The organism is Ferrimonas senticii DSM 18821, assembly GCF_000422665.1.
Classification (GTDB): domain Bacteria; phylum Pseudomonadota; class Gammaproteobacteria; order Enterobacterales; family Shewanellaceae; genus Ferrimonas; species Ferrimonas senticii.
The window spans coordinates 27,308-45,926 of the sequence record NZ_AUGM01000012.1; the positions used below are offsets into that span (position 1 = coordinate 27,308).

13 protein-coding genes are annotated in these 18,619 nt (G+C 57.1%); 1 reads left to right on the forward strand and 12 read right to left on the reverse strand.

The features are described 5' to 3' along the window. Nucleotides 1–97: 97 nt before the first annotated feature. The 7 genes from G506_RS0108720 to ilvC all read right to left on the reverse strand — a co-directional run bounded on the left by G506_RS0108720 (nucleotide 98) and on the right by ilvC (nucleotide 8,803). Complete coding sequence (locus G506_RS0108720) at nucleotides 98–1,219, reverse strand: pyridoxal-phosphate-dependent aminotransferase family protein (protein WP_028116529.1); 1,122 nt, start codon at nucleotides 1,217–1,219, stop codon at nucleotides 98–100. Between the two features lie 265 nt (nucleotides 1,220–1,484). Next, complete coding sequence (ilvA, locus tag G506_RS0108725) at nucleotides 1,485–3,062, reverse strand: threonine ammonia-lyase, biosynthetic (protein WP_051202015.1); 1,578 nt, start codon at nucleotides 3,060–3,062, stop codon at nucleotides 1,485–1,487. Beyond that, nucleotides 3,059–4,879 carry a dihydroxy-acid dehydratase gene (ilvD, locus tag G506_RS0108730; protein WP_028116531.1) on the reverse strand — a complete coding sequence of 607 codons (1,821 nt, stop codon included), beginning with the start codon at nucleotides 4,877–4,879 and terminating at the stop codon, nucleotides 3,059–3,061. Before ilvD ends, ilvA begins: the two co-directional genes overlap by 4 nt. 8 nt (nucleotides 4,880–4,887) lie before the next feature. After that, nucleotides 4,888–5,862, reverse strand: coding sequence for a branched-chain amino acid transaminase (locus G506_RS0108735; protein WP_028116532.1), 975 nt, complete (start codon nucleotides 5,860–5,862; stop codon nucleotides 4,888–4,890). Between the two features lie 9 nt (nucleotides 5,863–5,871). Then, the gene (gene ilvM / locus G506_RS0108740; RefSeq protein WP_028116533.1) at nucleotides 5,872–6,138 is read right to left on the reverse strand and encodes an acetolactate synthase 2 small subunit; all 267 of its coding nucleotides are present in this window, start codon (nucleotides 6,136–6,138) and stop codon (nucleotides 5,872–5,874) included. Between the two features lie 2 nt (nucleotides 6,139–6,140). Then, complete coding sequence (gene ilvG, locus G506_RS0108745; RefSeq protein WP_205619492.1) at nucleotides 6,141–7,802, reverse strand: acetolactate synthase 2 catalytic subunit; 1,662 nt, start codon at nucleotides 7,800–7,802, stop codon at nucleotides 6,141–6,143. 2 nt (nucleotides 7,803–7,804) lie between these two features. Next, nucleotides 7,805–8,803 (reverse strand): ketol-acid reductoisomerase, encoded by a 999-nt coding sequence (ilvC, locus tag G506_RS0108750; RefSeq protein ID WP_028116535.1) that lies wholly within the window; start codon nucleotides 8,801–8,803, stop codon nucleotides 7,805–7,807. Nucleotides 8,804–9,196: 393 nt separating this feature from the next. Between ilvC and G506_RS0108755 the strand changes: the two genes are divergently transcribed. Further along, the gene (locus G506_RS0108755; RefSeq protein WP_028116536.1) at nucleotides 9,197–10,717 is read left to right on the forward strand and encodes a YifB family Mg chelatase-like AAA ATPase; all 1,521 of its coding nucleotides are present in this window, start codon (nucleotides 9,197–9,199) and stop codon (nucleotides 10,715–10,717) included. 311 nt (nucleotides 10,718–11,028) lie between these two features. Here G506_RS0108755 and prpF read toward each other — a convergent pair whose 3' ends face one another. The 5 genes from prpF to G506_RS19315 all read right to left on the reverse strand — a co-directional run bounded on the left by prpF (nucleotide 11,029) and on the right by G506_RS19315 (nucleotide 18,078). Then, nucleotides 11,029–12,186: a 2-methylaconitate cis-trans isomerase PrpF gene (gene prpF / locus G506_RS0108760; RefSeq protein ID WP_028116537.1), complete on the reverse strand. Its 1,158-nt coding sequence runs from the start codon at nucleotides 12,184–12,186 to the stop codon at nucleotides 11,029–11,031. 344 nt (nucleotides 12,187–12,530) lie between these two features. Continuing rightward, nucleotides 12,531–15,128 (reverse strand): Fe/S-dependent 2-methylisocitrate dehydratase AcnD, encoded by a 2,598-nt coding sequence (acnD, locus tag G506_RS0108765; protein ID WP_028116538.1) that lies wholly within the window; start codon nucleotides 15,126–15,128, stop codon nucleotides 12,531–12,533. 57 nt (nucleotides 15,129–15,185) lie between these two features. Next, nucleotides 15,186–16,310: a bifunctional 2-methylcitrate synthase/citrate synthase gene (gene prpC, locus G506_RS0108770; protein WP_028116539.1), complete on the reverse strand. Its 1,125-nt coding sequence runs from the start codon at nucleotides 16,308–16,310 to the stop codon at nucleotides 15,186–15,188. A 234-nt stretch (nucleotides 16,311–16,544) separates the two neighbouring features. Continuing rightward, entirely contained in the window at nucleotides 16,545–17,420 is an 876-nt protein-coding gene (gene prpB, locus G506_RS0108775) for a methylisocitrate lyase (RefSeq protein ID WP_028116540.1), read from the reverse strand. Beyond that, nucleotides 17,413–18,078 (reverse strand): GntR family transcriptional regulator, encoded by a 666-nt coding sequence (locus G506_RS19315; protein ID WP_035387191.1) that lies wholly within the window; start codon nucleotides 18,076–18,078, stop codon nucleotides 17,413–17,415. The genes prpB and G506_RS19315 overlap by 8 nt, the downstream gene beginning before the upstream one ends. Between the last annotated feature and the right edge of the window lie 541 nt (nucleotides 18,079–18,619).

Here is an 18,619-nt window from a genome sequence, read left to right on the forward strand (position 1 = left end):
CGTAGTCGTTAGCTAGTAGTAAAACCAAAGCGGGTGCCCAATGGCACCCGCTTCGTCTATTCACTAACTACTGATAGCTATCAACTAATGTCGGCGATTAACGTCCCATTGCGACTTTCAGCGCCGCCAAGCACAGCAGCACGTTTTCTTCACGGGCGGCGTGCCCCATCAGGCCAATCCGCCACGCTTTACCGGCGAAATCGCCAAGACCGGCACCAATCTCTAGGTTAAAGCGATTGAGCAACATGCTGCGTACTTCGGCATCATCGACACCAGCGGGGATCACCACGGTGTTCAACTGTGGCAGACGGTAAGCTTCCTCCACCACAAACTCTAACCCTAACTCGATTAAACCGGCTTTCAGCTGTTCATGCATAGCGCGATGACGTGCCCAAGCGTTTTCCAGCCCTTCGTTCTGCAGCAAGCGCAGCGATTCGTGCAGCGCGTACAGGCTATTTACTGGCGCGGTGTGGTGATAGCTGCGCTTGGCGCCGCCAGCCCAGTAGCCCATCACCAAGGTTTGGTCGAGGAACCAGCTTGGTACTGGGGTTTGGCGGGCTTCCAACTTGGCCACCGCCTTCGGTGAAAACGACACCGGCGACAAGCCCGGCACACAAGAGAGGCACTTTTGGCTGCCGGAGTAGATGGCATCAATGCCCCACTCATCAACCCGCAGCTCAACCCCGCCCAAAGACGTTACCGCATCAACAATCGACAGCACCCCGTGTTGCTGTGCCAGCGCACAGATCGCTTTGGCATCGGACAAAGCGCCGGTGGAGGTTTCCGCATGCACAAAGGCGACGAATTTGGCATCGGGATTGGCCGCCAGTGCCGCCGCGACTTTGTCTACTGATACCGGCTGACCCCAAGGGTCATCAACCACAATCGCTTCACCGCCAACCCGCACCACGTTTTGCCGCATCCGTTCGCCAAACACGCCATTGCGACAGACAATCACCTTTTCGCCTGGCTCCACCAAGTTCACAAAACAGGTTTCCATGCCAGCACTGCCCGGCGCTGAAACCGCAATAGTAAATGGATTCTGGGTTTGGAAGGCGTATTGCAGCAGCGATTTAACCTCATCCATCATCGCCACAAACTGCGGATCAAGATGGCCAATGGTCGGCTTAGCCAGCGCTTGCAGCACCTGCGGGTGAACATCCGATGGACCAGGGCCCATCAAGGTACGAGCGATTGGGTTAAATGCAGCAACGGTCATAACGAAACTTCCTTGAGTAAAGATGCGGTTACGCTATCACAGAAATTCCCAACAGGAAGTGGGGCAAGATCCAATTTCGATTAAAGGATAAGCAGCAAACCAGTCGTAGCCTCGAACGGGTTCGGGCAGCTGCTGGTTATAGAGCAAAAAAAACCGCCTCGTGAGGGAGGCGGTAAAGAATTTGCTACTTGCAGGGAGATGATGAATCTACTTAATCAGAGTCTCAGCAAAGCAAAAGGTTCAGCGGCTCAGCAAAATTTTTTATTCATCGCTTGGGGGCCAAGAAAAAGCGGTAAGCCGGCGAATCGGTAACCTCACGCCAATCGTCGTCGATGGTGGTTAGACAGCGTTCAAAATCCGCCGCCTCGAGGGCGCTAAGATCGGCGAACTGCACCCCCATCAACACTCGGCCACTGGCGGCACCGTGGTTGCGATAGTGAAATAGAGTGATATTCCAGCGATCGCCCAAGGCAGTGAGAAAATCCTCTAACGCACCAGGATGTTCGGGGAAATGAACGTGAAATAGCCGTTCTTCGATTGACCGCGGCGGCACCCCACCGACCATATAACGAACGTGCAGTTTGGCGGTCTCATCACTGGAGAGATCCTGATGCGGATACCCTGCTGCCGTCAGATCATCAAGCAGTTGCGCCCGCTCCTGGGGATCGCCACTTAAACGCAAACCGACAAACACCTGCGCTTGGGCATCGCTGCTAAAACGGTAGTTAAATTCGGTAATGGGTCGCCGGCGCATCAAGCGGCAGAACTGTAAGAATGCGCCTTTGCGCTCAGGAATGGTGACCGCCAGCACCGCTTCGCGGCCCTCGCCCAATTCACAGCGTTCGGAGATATATCGCAGACTGTGAAAATTGACGTTGGCGCCAGAGAGGATCGCCGCCAAACGCAGCGGTTTGAGCTGTGGATTGGCCGCAACATAACGCTTTAACCCAGCCAAGCTGAGCGCCCCAGAAGGTTCAGCGATGGCGCGACAGTCCTGATAGATATCGGCAATGGCGGCGCAGATCTCATCGCTGGAGACGGTCACCACCTCATCGACAAAGTGCTTGGCGAGGGCAAAGGGGTCGCGGCCAATGCGTTTAACCGCCACGCCATCGGCAAACAAGCCGACTCGCGGCAGATCCACCGGTTTGCCCGCTTGCAACGCCGCCGCCAAACAAGCGGCATCGTCCGGTTCCACCGCAATCACTTTGATCTGCGGCGCCAACGCTTTGATTGCCGCCGCCACCCCAGCGATAAGACCACCACCGCCGACCGGCACAAACACTGCATCCAGTTGCCGCTGTTGTTGCAGCAGCTCCAAACCAATGGTGCCTTGGCCCGCGATCACCTGCGGATCGTCAAACGGTGGTACCATGCTATAACCCTGCTGTGCCGCCAACTGCTGGGCTTTGGCGTAGGCGCCATCAAAATTATCGCCGTGCAGCAGCACTTCGGCGCCGAAGCCGCGTACCGCCTCAATTTTGATCTCTGGGGTGGTGGTTGGCATCACGATCAGCGCCCGTACCCCCGCTTTTTTCGCCGCCAGCGCCAATCCTTGGGCGTGATTGCCCGCCGATGCTGCGACCACTCCGACCGCTCGCTGTTCGACAGTTAGGCTGTGCAACTTGTTGTAGGCGCCGCGCAGCTTAAACGAGAACACCGGTTGCTGATCTTCACGCTTAAGCCACACTTCATGGCCGAGCCGCTGCGACAATTTCGGCAACCGATCCAGACTGCTGCGCTTGGCAACGTCGTACACCGGCGCCAGCAAAATCTGTTTTAAGGTCTGTTGCAGCAACGCCTGACCGTCATCGCCATGGTTCAGTTTTACCAGCGCCGTCACGATAGCCGCTCCAGATCCCGCACCGCGCCTTTATCGGCACTGGTGGCCAGCAGCGCGTAGGCTTTCAGCGCCGGCGACACTTGTCGTTGCCGCTGCGGGATAAAACTGCAGGCGCGGCGGCGCTCGGCCAATACCTCGACAGCAACGCAGTGGGTTAGCGAACGACTGGGGATATCGATGGCGATAAGATCACCATCTTCTACCAGCGCCAGTGGCCCACCACTGGCAGCTTCCGGCGACACATGGCCGATCGACAGACCGGAGCTGCCACCGGAGAAACGGCCATCGGTGACCAATGCACAGGCTTGGCCAAGCCCCATCGACTTCAGGTAACTGGTGGGATAGAGCATCTCCTGCATGCCGGGGCCACCTTTGGGGCCTTCATAGCGGATCACCACCACCTCGCCGGCCTGCACCACTCCGCCCAAAATCGCGCTCACCGCGCTGTCTTGGCAATCAAATACCCGTGCTGGGCCTTTAAAAGTCAAACAGGACTCTGGCACCCCGGCGGTTTTAACCACACAGCCATTCGGTGCCAGATTGCCATTGAGCACCGCCAACCCGCCCTCTTGGCTGTAGGCGTGGGCCAGCGAGCGGATGCAGCCATGGCGGCGATCTTGATCCAAGCTCGGCCAGCGACAGGCCTGACTAAAGGCTTGGGTGGTGCGGATCCCCGCAGGACCCGCACGATAGAACTCGGCCACCTCGGAGTTTTGATCGACGTCATAACGGCGAAGCACATCCGCCAGCGATTCGCCAGCGACGTGCGCCACCTCGGTATGCACCAAACCGCCTTTGGCCAACTGCCCCAGTAGCGCCATCACCCCACCGGCACGATGAACATCTTCCATATGGTATTGCGGCGTCGCCGGAGCGACTTTGCACAGGTGCGGCACTTCGCGGGACATGGCATCAATATCAGCCATGGTGAAATCAACTTCGGCCTCCTGCGCCGCCGCCAGCAGGTGCAAAATGGTGTTAGTCGAGCCGCCCATGGCGATATCCAACGCCATCGCATTTTGAAACGCCTGCTTAGTGGCAATCCCCCGCGGCAGCGCCCGTGGATCCTCATCGCGATACCAGCGCTGGCACAGCTCAACCACCCGCTTACCGGCATCCAAAAACAGTTGGCGGCGATCGGCGTGGGTCGCCAACAGCGAACCGTTGCCCGGCAGCGATAAGCCCAAGGCTTCGGTCAGGCAGTTCATTGAGTTGGCGGTAAACATCCCAGAGCAGCTGCCACAGGTAGGACAGGCGCTACGCTCCACTTGTTCAGCTTGTTCGTCGGAAACCGTCGGATCGGCGGCCTGCACCATCGCATCCACCAGATCGAGCTTGATGATCTGATCCGACAGTTTGGTTTTGCCGGCTTCCATCGGCCCACCGGAGACGAACACCACCGGGATATTCAGCCGCAGCGCTGCCATCAGCATTCCTGGAGTGATCTTGTCGCAGTTGGAGATACACACCAACGCATCGGCACAATGGGCATTGACCATGTACTCGACGCTGTCGGCGATCAGCTCCCGGCTCGGCAGTGAGTAGAGCATGCCGCCGTGACCCATGGCGATGCCATCATCAACGGCGATGGTATTGAACTCTTTCGCCACGCCGCCAGCCGCTGCAATCGCGCCAGCCACCAGTTGGCCCATGTCTTTCAGGTGAACGTGGCCGGGAACAAATTGGGTAAATGAGTTGGCGACGGCGATGATCGGCTTGCCAAAATCATCGTCGGTCATGCCGGTGGCTCGCCACAGGGCGCGGGCGCCGGCCATATTACGACCGGAGGTAGAGGTAGCGGAACGGTACTTCGGCATCAGTTACCTCACAGTACAGTGGCGGCGGTGTGCGCTTGAAACTGCTCGGGGCAATCTTGCATGCTAACCACCGGATCCAGCCAGCCCCACTTATCTTCGGTGCTGCCATCGAACAGGCCAAAGAACCGCTGTTGCAGTTTGGCGGTGATTGGCCCGCGTTTGCCATCGCCCAAAGCGATACCATCGACACTGCGCACCGGCACGATTTCAGCGGCGGTGCCGGTCATAAACAGTTCGTCCGCCAGATACAGTGCTTCGCGGGCGATCGATTCTTCGCGTACCTCAAGGCCGGCGTCACGGGCCAAGGTGATGATGCTGTCGCGGGTCAATCCCGGCAGAATCGCCGCGGTCACTGGCGGAGTGATTAACACTCCGTTTTTCACCACAAACAGGTTTTCACCCGCGCCTTCGCTGATCTGGCCATTGACATCCAGAGCGATGCCCTCGGCATAGCCGTGGCGCCTTGCCTCGCCGGAGATCAGCTGCGAAGAAAGATAATTCCCCCCCGCTTTCGCCCCTGTTGGCATGGTGTTCGGCGCTAATCGCTGCCAACTTGACACACAGACATCAACTCCGTTTTCGATGCTTTCTGCCCCCAGATAGGCGTTCCATGGGCAGGCATAGACCAGCACTTCCGCTTGGCTGTCTTGCGGTACATTCAGCCCCAAACCGACTTCGCCGAAAAAGGCGATTGGGCGGATGTAGGCGCTGTCCAAGCCATTGATCGCTACCGCATCGCGACAGGCTTGTTCCAGCTGGTCACGACTGTAGGGGATCGGCATTCGATAGATTTTGGCGCTGTCGAACAGGCGCTGGATATGATCCTGCAGCCGAAACACCGCGGTGCCAGTTGGGGTGGCATAGGCGCGAATGCCTTCAAATACCGACGAGCCGTAGTGCAAGCCATGGGACAGCGGCGAAATTTTTGCTTGGTCCGGGGTAACAAAGGCACCGTTAAACCAGAGTTTTTCAGGGTGATTCATCGCTTCTCCTTAAGCTTGGCGGGCGCTGCTGGATTCGGTTTGCTGCTGCTCTAACTGTAGGTGGCAGCTGTAGACGTCGATCAATTTGTCCAGTTGCCGGGTCAACTGGCTGATCGGCCGTTGGCTACGCACCGTCACCAGCAGTTGTTGGCTTTGGGTGTCGGCCTGCATCTGCATATTGGCCACGGTAAAACCGCGATGACGAGTGACTCGCAGTACCCGCTCCATCACGTCGCTGCTGGGGTTCATTTCGATATAAAGGGTGTGATCGCTCATAACTACTGCTCCATCATCTCGTCATTAGAGGCACCGGGTGGCACCAAAGGCCAAACGTTTTCTTTCTCAGATATCGACACGTGCAACAGGAATGGGCCAGGCGCCGCCAGCATCTCTGCCAGCGCTTGCTCAACCTGCTGTTTGTGCCAAATGTGCTTACCGGGGATATCAAAGGCGGCTGCCATGGCGACAAAATCGGGATTATCAGAGAGGTTGGTTTCGCTGTAGCGCTCCTCAAAGAACAGCTCCTGCCACTGCTTTACCATCCCTAACCGCTGATTATCCAAAATCACGATTTTGACTGGCAGCTGCGCCCGTTTAATGGTGGTCAGCTCCTGCACATTCATCATGAACGAGCCATCACCGCTGACCAGCAGCGACAGATCCTGCGGCCGCGCCAATGCCGCGCCAATCGCCGCTGGCAAACCAAAGCCCATGGTGCCCAGCCCCGCCGACGACAGATGATCAGCCGGACTATCGAACCACATGTGCTGCGCTACCCACATCTGATGCTGGCCGACATCGCAGGACACCACCGCTTGCGTCGGCATGGTGTCACACAAGCGCTTCAGCAGCGCCGGCGCATAGATGTTGTCGCCGGGATGGTCGTAGCGAGGCGCGCACCCGGCCGCCATCTGCTGACAGTGCTGACGCCAGTCACTCAGCTTGGCGGCCAACGGCTGCGCTAAGGTCGGCAGCAATACCCGCAGATCGCCGCTGTAGGAGATCATCGCCGCCCGTCGCTTACCGATCTCGGCAGGGTCTATGTCTAAATGGATCACCTTGGCATTCGGAGCAAAGGCGTCCAACTTGCCGGTCACTCGGTCATCAAAACGGGCGCCAACGGCAATCAACAGATCGCATTGCTGCACCGCACTGTTGGCAGCACGATTACCATGCATCCCCAGCATCCCCAAGTAACCCGGAGTGTTGGCCGCCACCGCGCCAATGCCCTTCAACGTCACCACCGACGGCATCCCGGTTTGCTCGATAAACTGGCGCAGTTGCGGCACCGCCTTGGCCATGCCAACGCCACCACCAACGTACAGCAGTGGCCGTTCGGCATTGTTCAACAGTGCGTGCGCCCGCTCTAACTCAAAAGTGTCATTGGCCGCGTCGGCCAACCCAACCGGCTTGGCTTGGTATTCCACCAGCGCTTGCTGCACATCTTTGGGAATGTCGATCAGTACCGGACCTGGGCGCCCCTGCTGGGCAATCGCAAAGGCCTGATGCAGCACCCGGCAAAGATCTTCCGGACGCTCGACCAAGAAGCTGTGTTTGGTGCAGGCCAAGCTCAGCCCGAGCAGATCGATCTCTTGAAAGGCATCGGTACCGATGGCGGCGGTCGGCACTTGGCCGGTGATCGCCACCAACGGGATCGAATCCATCATCGCATCCGCCAAAGCGGTGATCAGGTTGGTCGCTCCCGGACCGGAAGTAGCAATGCAAGCACCAACCTTGCCACTGCTGCGGGCATAGCCGATGGCCGCAAAGGCCGCGCCCTGCTCATGGCGACACAACAGATGCTGCACTGATGAATCTAATAAGGCGTCATACACCGGCATAATGGCACCGCCTGGGTAACCGAACACTTGGCTTACACCATGTTCCTCCAAGGCTTGCACTACCGCTGCTGCACCGCTGATCATCCCGCCACTGCTCATGGTTACTCCTCGCGCTTCAACCAGCTCATGCGGCTACGCAATTCGGCGCCAACATTTTCAATCGGATGCTGACAATCTTGTTGCTGCCAGCGACGGTAGTTGTGGCTGCCGCTTTGATGTTCGGCAATCCATTCACGGGCAAATTGACCCGATTGGATCTCCGCCAGTACCCGCTGCATCTCCGCTTTAGCCTCATCATTGACCACTCGCGGGCCGCGGGTCACGGCACCATAGGCGGCGGTATCAGAAACAAACTGATGCATCCGCGATACCCCGCCCTCATACAGCAGATCGACAATCAGCTTCAGTTCATGCAGACACTCGAAGTAGGCCAGTTCCGGCTGATAACCGGCTTCCACCAAGGTTTCCCAACCCTTTTGCACCAACGACACCGCGCCGCCGCAAAGCACCGCTTGCTCGCCAAACAGATCGGTTTCGGTTTCCTCTTTAAAGTTGGTGGTCAGCACCCCGCCGCGAGTGCCGCCGATGGCATCGGCATACGCCAGCGCTTTGGCGTGCGCTTCACCAGAGGCGTCTTGATGTACCGCCATCAAGCACGGCACCCCGGCGCCCTTCTCATATTCGGTACGAACCAGAAAACCAGGACCTTTCGGCGCCACCATGGTGACATCGATGTTGGCCGCGGGTTTGATCAGGTCGTAGAGGATGTTGAAGCCGTGGCTGAACATCAGCATCGCCCCAGGCTTGATATTGGGCGCGACAAACTCTTGATAGATCTCGCCTTGCACCATATCTGGGGTCAGCATCATCACCACATCGGCGTCTTTAACCGCATCGGCAAAGCCTACCGGCTGCCAGCCCTCTTGCTCAGCTTGCTGCCAGCTGGCGCCGCCGGGGCGCAGCCCAATCACCACATTGGCACCACTGTCACGCAGATTAAGGGATTGGCCGCGGCCTTGGCTGCCGTAGCCCAGCACGGCAATGGTTTTGCCTTCCAACAGGCTCGGGTTCGCGTCGGCTTGGTGGTACATCTGGGTCATGGGTTATCTCCGTATCTAATTGACCTAAAATGAAAAACCCCCGCATCTTGCGAGGCGGGGGTTTAGCGATTTGGTAGTTGCAATGTTGCTAGCTGCTTGCCCAAACGCGGTCCCCGCCGGTGACGATAATCACCACGGTAATTAGGACTAGAACTAGGCGTTGGGCTAATGAAGTCATTGGTTCGCTCTTTGGCTTTATTGATTATTAAGTTAGCGGTTATTAATTTGGCCGCTCATTTCGTAAGCGCAATTAAGTATTAGCACGGTCACTATTTAACCGCAAAGATTAATTTGCACGCAGCCGAAAATCAGAATGTTACAATTTGTTTCTGATATGACTGCCGCCAATATCCCGTGTTTGTTTCTGATCCTGCATAATTTTTTGGAGCAAGCATGGCCATCGCTCGAGTGCAAAGTCGCGGACAGTTAGGGGTAACCGCCCCCGCTGTTGTGGTTGAAACCCACCTTGGTGGTGGTTTGCCCAGCTTTACCATCGTTGGCCTACCAGAGGCATCAGTACGGGAATCTCGCGAACGGGTAAGGGCGGCACTGCAGACCGCCGGTTTTACCTTTCCAGCGGCGCGGATCACGGTCAATTTAGCGCCGGCGGATCTGCCCAAACATGGCGGTCGTTTTGACCTACCCATTGCATTAGGAATCCTTGCCGCATCGGCACAGATCGATGCCAAATCGCTTCATAATAGTGAATTTTATGCTGAGCTTGGTTTGGCGGGAGAACTGCGTAAAGTCAGCGGCTTACTGCCCGCTTTGGTCGCCGGTAACCATGCCAAGCAGCAACTGTATATCGCCAATGACAACGGCCAAGAAGCGGCGCTGCTGGATAATGCCGATATTCGCGCCAGCGGTTCACTTAGCGAACTGGTCGCCCATCTTAATGGCCAAGGCGAGTTGCCGTTGCTGCAAGCTGCCGATGCTATGCCACTGCCACAATCTGCTGACGATCTCAGCCAGGTGATCGGTCAGCAGCAGGCGAAACGGGCGCTGATCATCGCCGCCGCCGGTGGTCACAACCTGTTGATGGTGGGGCCACCGGGGACGGGCAAAACCATGTTGGCCTCGCGGATGGCATCGTTGCTACCACCGCTGTCGGTAGAGCATGGGCTGGAGGTGGCCGCCATTCACTCGGTGGCCGGTTTAAGTCGCGCTCCCCAGCAGCTGCGGCAGCGGCCATTTCGGGCGCCGCATCACTCCAGCTCTGCCGCCTCGTTGGTGGGTGGCGGATCGATCCCACAACCGGGGGAGATCTCCCTTGCCCATCACGGGGTGCTGTTTCTCGATGAACTGCCGGAGTTTCCCCGCAGCGTATTAGATAATTTGCGCGAACCGCTAGAGTCCGGCCAAGTGGTGATCTCCCGCGCCAACGCTAAATTGCAGTTCCCGGCGCGGTTTCAGCTGATTGCGGCGATGAACCCCAGCCCCAGTGGCGAGCTCGGTAGTGCCAGCCGCGATAGCCCTGAGCAGATCCGGCGTTATCTGGCGCGGCTGTCTGGGCCGCTATTAGACCGCTTTGACTTAAGCGTTGAAGTAAATCGACTGCCGCCGGGCAGCCTTAGTCAGCAAACCGACAGCAGCGGCAACAGTGAGGCGCTGAAGCAGGAGGTATTGGCCGCTCGACAGTTCGCGTTGAACCGCCAGCAATCACTGAATCACGCCATCGCCGGAAATCGTTTAGGGCCAGAATTGGGGATCAGCCAACCGCTACTGGCACTGACCGAACAGGCGATCAATCGTTTAAATCTGTCAATCCGCGCCTACCACCGGATTTTGCGGGTCGCCCGCACCATCGCCGATTTAGATCAGCGGCCACAGCTCAATAAAAGCGACATCAGCGAAGCACTGAGCTACCGCGCCATGGATCGGCTGCTGCAACAGCTGGCACAGCTAACCGCTTAACCACCATCACAACTACAAAGGGCTGCGATGGCAGCCCTTTGCTTTTTAGGGCGTGTTGACCTTTGCCGAATATTTTTGCGCCCATTATTGGCCACTTTTGACAGCAAATTGAACTTGGTCGGTTAATTTTACTGTTCGATGGTCACGAAGGGGCGCCTTGCAGGGTCGGACTAGCAGCTGTCACTCTTCGTCATACGATTTCGACGTAGAGCCACTATGCCTTCAATCGCAATCCTCGATTGACAGCCGCTATCCTCGACCAAATTCTGAACACCAAACGTCAACACGCCCTAGTAACCCCGGCAGGTGATTTACCTCGGTGTTGGTGGGATATGAACGTAGCCGCTCATCAATACCCTGGCACTGCGGCTCATGATCACCGCCTTGGCTTGCCAGTGGCCGTTATCTTCAACCACTTCAGCGCCAACTTTTAACGTGCCGGAGGGGTGACCAAAGCGCACTGATGCCGGCTTAGCGCCAGCGGCGGCCCAGTTGACCAAGGTGCCGGGGATCGCCGCCGCCACGCCTATCGCCACCGCACAGGTGCCCATCATCGCGTGGTGCAGTTTGCCCATCGACAGCGCCCGCACGTTGAGATCGATCTCTTCGGCGTGCACCGTTTTGCCGGATGACGCGGTGTAGCTTTTTGCCGCCGCCACAAACGCCAATTTCGGCGTATGCTGACGCACTTTCGCTTCGCTAATATCGCTGATCAGTCCCATCTGCAACGCGCCATAAGCGCGGATGGTTTCCAGCTTCGCCAGCAGCGCCGGATCGCCGTTGATGTCCTCTTGCAGCTCGACACCGGTAAAGCCCAATGCCGCCGCATTCAGAAAGATCGTCGGAATCCCAGCGTTGATAAAGCTGGCCTCGAAACTGCCGATCTCCGGCACCTCTAACCGGTCGATCAAATTGCCGGTCGGCAGCAGCCCGCCATCGCTGGGATCGGCAAACGCTACTTCCACCTCAGCGGCGGGGAAGGTGACGCCATCAAGCTCGAAATCACCGAGTTCTTGGACTAATCCGTAGCGAACAGGAATTTTGGCGGTGATGGTTTTGCCGATGTTGGCTTGCCAGATCTTAACCGTTTGATACCCATCCTCTACGAGGTCGGTAAGCATCCCTTGGCTAATGGCGAAGGCACCGACTGCGGCGGTTAAATTGCCGCAGTTGCCACTCCAATCGATCCTTGGTTGATCGATCGCCACTTGACCAAACAGATAATCGACATCGTGGCCCGGCTTATCGCTGGGACTGACGATCACCACCTTACTGGTGGACGAAGTGGCACCGCCCATGCCATCGGTGTGCTTGCCATAGGGATCTGGGCTACCAATCACCCGCAGCAGCAGCGCATCCCGCGCAGGCCCGGGTTGCTGCGCCGCTGCTGGCAGATCCGCCAAATTGAAAAACACCCCTTTCGAGGTGCCGCCACGCATGTAAGTGGCGGCGATCTTTTGTTGTTGCACAAGTTGTCTCCGACAAAAGTATTCCGTGGCTAGTTATCAGTAGGTCGGCGCTTCACCAACCTACTAACGACTAGGGCGTGTTGACGTTTGGTGTTCAGAATTTGGTCGAGGATAGCAGCAGTCAATCGAGGATTACGATTGAAGGCATAGTGGCTCTACGTCGAAATCGTATGACGAAGAGTGACTGCTGCTAGTCCGACCCTACAAGGCGCCCCTCAGTGGCCACGGAACAGCAAAACGAACCAGCAAGTTCAATTTGCTTTCAAAAGTAGCCAATAATGGGCGCAAAAATATACGGCAAAGGTCAACACGCCCTAATAACTGCTGTTCTCTGAAAGCTTGTTTTAACCGTTGGCTAAGAAGTCCTTGGCAAAGCGTTGCAACACGCCACCGGCGTCGTAAACGCTGATCTCTTCGGCGGTATCTAAGCGACAGATCACTGGGGTCTGAACCACCTCACCATTGGCGCGGGTGATGGTCAACGTCAGCTCTGCTGCTGGCGCTCGTTCTCCGCTTACCGCAAAGGTTTCGCTGCCATCCAGCGCCAAGCTGTGACGATCAACCCCTTCATGGAATTGCAGCGGCAACACCCCCATCCCCACCAAGTTGGTGCGGTGTATCCGTTCAAAGCCCTCGGCCACAATCACCTCAACCCCCGCCAGCCGTACCCCCTTGGCGGCCCAATCACGGCTGGAACCTTGGCCGTAATCTTTACCGGCAATGATGCACAGCGGCTGCCTGCGTTCCATGTAGGTTTCGATGGTTTCCCACATCCGCAGCACCTTGCCTTCCGGCTCCAGTCGCGCCAGCGAGCCTTGGACCACTTGGCCGTTGTCGGTCACCATCTCATTCAACAGTTTCGGGTTGGCAAAGGTCGCCCGCTGGGCGGTCAGGTGATCACCACGGTGGGTGGCGTAGGAGTTAAAGTCCTCCTCCGGCAGCCCCATCTTGGCGAGGTATTCGCCGGCGGCACTGCTAGCCATAATGGCATTGGAGGGTGACAGGTGATCGGTGGTGATGTTGTCGCCCAAAATCGCCAGTGGCCGCATTCCCGCCAGCGTCCGTTTACCGGCCAACGCTCCCTCCCAGTAGGGCGGACGCCGGATGTAGGTCGACATCTCGCGCCACCGATACAGTGGCTGGCGGTCGCCGTAATCCACTTTGAGGTCGAACATCGGATCATAGACTTGGCGGAACTGCTCTGGCTTGACGAAATCGCGACAGATGGCGTCAATTTCCTCGTCAGTTGGCCACAGATCTTTCAAGGTGATCGCGCTGCCGTTGGCGTCGTAACCGAGCGCATCTTGCTCGATATCAAAGCGCACCGTGCCGGCCAAGGCGTAAGCCACTACCAGCGGCGGCGACGCTAAAAATGCCTGTTTAGCGTGAGGATGAATGCGGCCATCGAAGTTGCGGTTACCGGACAGCACCGCGGTGGCGTACAGATCGCGATCGATGATCTCCTGCTGGATGTTGGGATCCAGCGCCCCGGACATGCCGTTGCAGGTGGTACAGGCAAAAGCAACGATGCCAAAACCGAGCTTTTCCAACTCCGGCAGCAAACCGGCTTCTTTAAGGTACAGCTCCGCCACTTTTGAGCCTGGGGCAAATGAGGTTTTAACCCAAGGCTGACGCACCAACCCCAGTTGGTTGGCTTTTTTCGCCACTAATCCCGCCGCCACCACGTTGCGTGGATTGGAAGTGTTGGTACAGCTGGTGATCGCCGCAATAATCACCGCGCCATCGGGCAGCAAGCCATCGGCCACCTGCGCATTGGCGCCTTCAAGATTGCTGGCGATGCCGCGTTCAGCCAGCGCCGAGGTCGGCAAGCGACGATGTGGATTGGATGGCCCCGCCATATTGCGGCCCACCGCCGACAGATCAAACTGCAGGGTGCGCTGGTACTTAGCGTTAGCCATGCCATCGGCCCACAACCCTTGCTGCTTGGCATAGGCTTCCACCAAGGCAATCTGCTCTGGCTCGCGGCCGGTCAAAGTCAGGTAATCGATGGTTTGCTCATCAATGTAGAACAGCCCAGCCGAGGCGCCATATTCTGGGGTCATATTGGCGATGGTGGCGCGATCGCCGATGGTTAGACTGCGGGCGCCATCACCGAAGAACTCCAGATAGGCCGACACCACTTGTTGCTGACGTAGAAACTCGGTCAGCGCCAACACGATGTCGGTGGCAGTGATCCCCGGCTGTCGTTTGCCGGTCAGTTCGACGCCGACGATCTCCGGCAAGCGCATCATCGATGGCCGCCCCAGCATCACCGTTTCCGCTTCCAAACCGCCAACTCCAAGGGCGATCACCCCAAGGGCATCAACGTGCGGGGTATGCGAGTCGGTGCCGACGCAGGTATCTGGAAAAGCAACGCCATCGCGGCTTTGCACCACCGGCGACATCTTCTCGAGGTTGATCTGATGCATGATACCGTTGCCCGCGGGGATCACATCGACGTTATCAAAGGCGGTTTTGCACCAATTGATAAAATGAAAGCGATCGGCGTTGCGGCGCTCTTCCACCTCGCGGTTTTTGGCGAAAGCATCGGGATCAAAGCCGGCGTGTTCGACCGCCAACGAGTGATCGACAATTAACTGGGTTGGCACCACTGGATTGACCTTGGCGGGATCGCCGCCCTGCTCGGCAATGGCGTCGCGCAATCCGGCCAAATCCACCAACGCGGTCTGGCCCAAGATGTCGTGACACACCACCCGCGCCGGGTACCACGGAAAATCGTGATCGCGGCGATTTTCGGCGATTTGCTGCAAACAAGCAGGCAACTCGGCGGGATCGCAGCAGCGCAGCAACTGCTCCGCCAAAATCTTGCTGGTGTATGGCAGGGTGTCGTAAGCGCCGGGGGCGATCGCCTCAATGGCGCTACGACTGTCAAAGTAGTCCAACTCGAAGCCAGACAACTTAACGCGAAATTCGGTATTCATGGCAGTTCCCTCTACAACGTATTCGCCCCAGCGCAAGCCGGGGCGAATCGAGCCAAATTAGCGGTCTTGAAGCGCTGGCACCGGGCGAGCGTCTGGGCCGATGTAATCGGCACTTGGGCGGATAATGCGGTTGTTCGCCCGCTGTTCAAACACGTGCGCCGCCCAGCCGGTCAAGCGGCTGCAAACGAAGATTGGGGTGAACAACTTAGTGGGAATGCCCATGTAGTAGTAAGCGCTGGCGTGGAAGAAGTCGGCGTTACAAAACAGCTTCTTCTGCTCCCACATAAACGACTCACAAGCCACCGATACGCGGTAGAGGCGATCGTCGCCATATTCGGCCGCCAGCTTTTCCGACCACTTTTTGATGATCACGTTGCGCGGATCCGATTCACGATAGATGGCGTGGCCAAAGCCCATGATCTTCTCTTTGTTAACCAGCTTGGACGACAGCACATCGACCGCGTGTTGCTCATCGCGGAGATCTTCAATCAGCTCCATCGCCGCTTCGTTGGCGCCGCCATGCAGCGGGCCGCGCAGTGAACCAATTGCCCCAGTAACGCAAGACACCAGATCCGACAGGGTTGAAGCACAAACTCGAGCGGTAAAGGTCGAGGCGTTAAATTCATGCTCGGCGTAGAGGATCAACGACACGTCCATCACCCGTGCGTGCAGTTCCGACGGTTTCTTGCCATGCAACAGATGTAGGAAATGGGCACCGATCTGCTCATCGTCGGTGGCGGTTTCAATCCGCACGCCATCGTGGCTAAAGCGATACCAGTAACAGATGATCGACGGGAACAGCGCTAGCATCCGATCGGTTTTGCTGTATTGATCGGCAAAGGTTTCTTCCGGCTCCAAATTGCCGAGCATCGAGCAACCGGTACGCATTACATCCATCGGATGGGCATCGGCGGGGATCTGCTCCAGCACGGTCTTTAGCGCTTCCGGTAGCGCCCGCAGCCCTTTCAGTTTGTGGCGATATTCGGTCAGCTGCTCGGCATTCGGCAGTTCGCCTTTGAGCAGCAGATAGGCCACCTCTTCAAAGCTGACCTTATCCGCCAATTCGGCAATATCGTAACCTCGGTAGGTCAGCCCGGAACCGGACTTACCGACAGTACACAGGGCGGTTTCACCGGCACTTTGGCCACGCAGGCCTGCACCACTTAACTCTTTCTTAGCCATCTTAAAATTCCTTTTTCCTAGAAGTATTCAGTTAAAAGTCATTGGCGAGTAGTTTTCAGCTAGCAGTTTTTAGTGATTAGTCAGAGCGTTACCTCACTGCTGTTACTAACCACCGCGAACCAATCACTGTCCACTGCTCTTCTCGATTTCCAGTCATCAGTCTTTAGTCGCTAGTTACCAGTAACAGCGCGCCCTCTATGCCCCGACTACCTACTGAGAACTAATAACTAATCACTATTTAGGGCGAAACAAGGTATCGAGCTTGTCTTCGTAGGCGTGGTAGCCAAGGAAGTCGTATAACTCGGCACGGGTTTGCATATTGGCCACTTGGCTGCGCTGATGACCTTCGCTGAGCATCGCTTGGTAGACCTTGAGGGCGGCGGCATTGGCGGCGCGAAACGCCCCGAGCGGATACAGCACCATGTCAGCGCCGGCGGCAAACAGTTCGTCCTTGTGGAACAGTTCGGTTTTGCCAAATTCAGTCATATTGGCCAGGATCGGCGCCTTAACTTTGGTGCGGAACTGGCGGTAGTGATCCAGCTCGGTCAGCGCCTCGGCGAAGATCATGTCGGCACCGGCTTCTAGGTAGGCTTGCGCCCGCTCAATACCAGACTCCAGCCCTTCTACAGCCACCGCATCGGTGCGCGCCATAATCACAAACGACTCATCGGTACGGGCATCCACCGCCGCTTTAATGCGATCGCACATCTCTTCAATGCTCACCACCGCCTTATTGGGGCGATGACCGCAGCGCTTCTGCGCCACTTGGTCTTCCATATGCACTGCAGCGACGCGGGCTTTTTCAAACTCTTTGATGGTGCGAGCGATGTTAAAGGCGCCGCCCCAACCGGTGTCGATATCCACCAGCAGCGGCAACTCGGTGGCCGAGGTAATGCGGCCGGCATCGATCAGCACATCGTTCATGCTGGTCATGCCGAGATCCGGTAATCCGTAAGAGGCGTTGGCAACGCCAGCGCCAGAGAGATACAGCGCTTGGTGGCCAACCCGTTCAGCCATCAATGCCGAGTAGGCGTTGATGGTGCCGACAATCTGCAGCGGCTTGGCATTGGCAACCGCATCGCGGAAACGTTGCCCTGGGGTATTACTCATCCTGAAAATCCTCCAATTTGGCGGCCAGTACCTTGGCGGTATTGGCGGCGCCGGCTTCGATATGGCGTCGCATCAACAGCGCCGCCAGTTCGCCATCACGCTGTTTAAGGGCAGCGAGGATCTGGCGATGTTGGGCAAGCGCTTGCAGCGGTCGGCGGCTGCTGATGCATTGGTGACGGTAGATCTGCAGCTGATGATAAAGATCGCCGCAGAGGGTGTTGATCAGGGTTTGATTGCCACAGGCATTCAATACCCCAACATGAAAATCGATGTCGTCTTGCAGACTGGTTAACTGTTCCGATTGAAACGCCTGTTGCTGGCGATCCAGCAATTGTTCCAGTTCGATAAGTTGCTGATCGCTGATGCTACTGGCGGCGATGCGACAAGCCATCGCTTCCAATTCAGCGCGGACTTGGTAGAGATCGTGAAGGTGATTGGCGGTCAGCTTAATGACGCGGGCGCCAACATGGGGAATGCGTTCAATCAAGCGCCGCTGCTCCAGTCGCTGCAACGCCTCCCGCAGCGGCCCACGGCTGATGCCGTATTGGCTGGCCAGCTCCTGCTCATTGATCTTACTGCCGGGGATCAGTCGCCCCTGAATGATCGCCGTTTGCAGCTGTTCAAAGGTCTGATCCGCCAGGGTGTGACGCGCTTCCATCGCTCACCTCCGGTCGAAAAGATGAACAAAAGGTGCGCAATAGTGATGATATTGTCAACAATATCCGGATAAGACTTTAGTTACTTGCTGTTTTAGATTGTTTCCAATATCGATTGTCGACAATTACAGCTATTAGATTAATGTTGTGATCTTCTGCTGCGAATTCGGAACCACCATCTAATTTTACTGATTGGTATTCGCCTCCGGCGGGAAAGGGTTCCACCCTTTTCAATCCCAACTGCCTCCAACACGGCGACAACCCTTCGCTCCTTGTGCTGCTCCTTTCGGCACTGCGCGGATGCATCTTCCCTGATTTAGCCACGCACTTCGGCCATCCATGGCCTCCGGCCTCAATGCGCAGCACACCACTCAGCGCCGCGAGTCGGCCAAAGCCCGTTGGCGCAACCGTCAGTGGTTCAATCGTAACTGCGAACCGGTTCGCGAAAATCTAGCGGGTTCAGACCGCAAACAGGTGATTTCACGGTAACAGCTATTCAGAATGCTTTTGCCGACTTGTTGACGCCGAGTGAAACCGCAAACG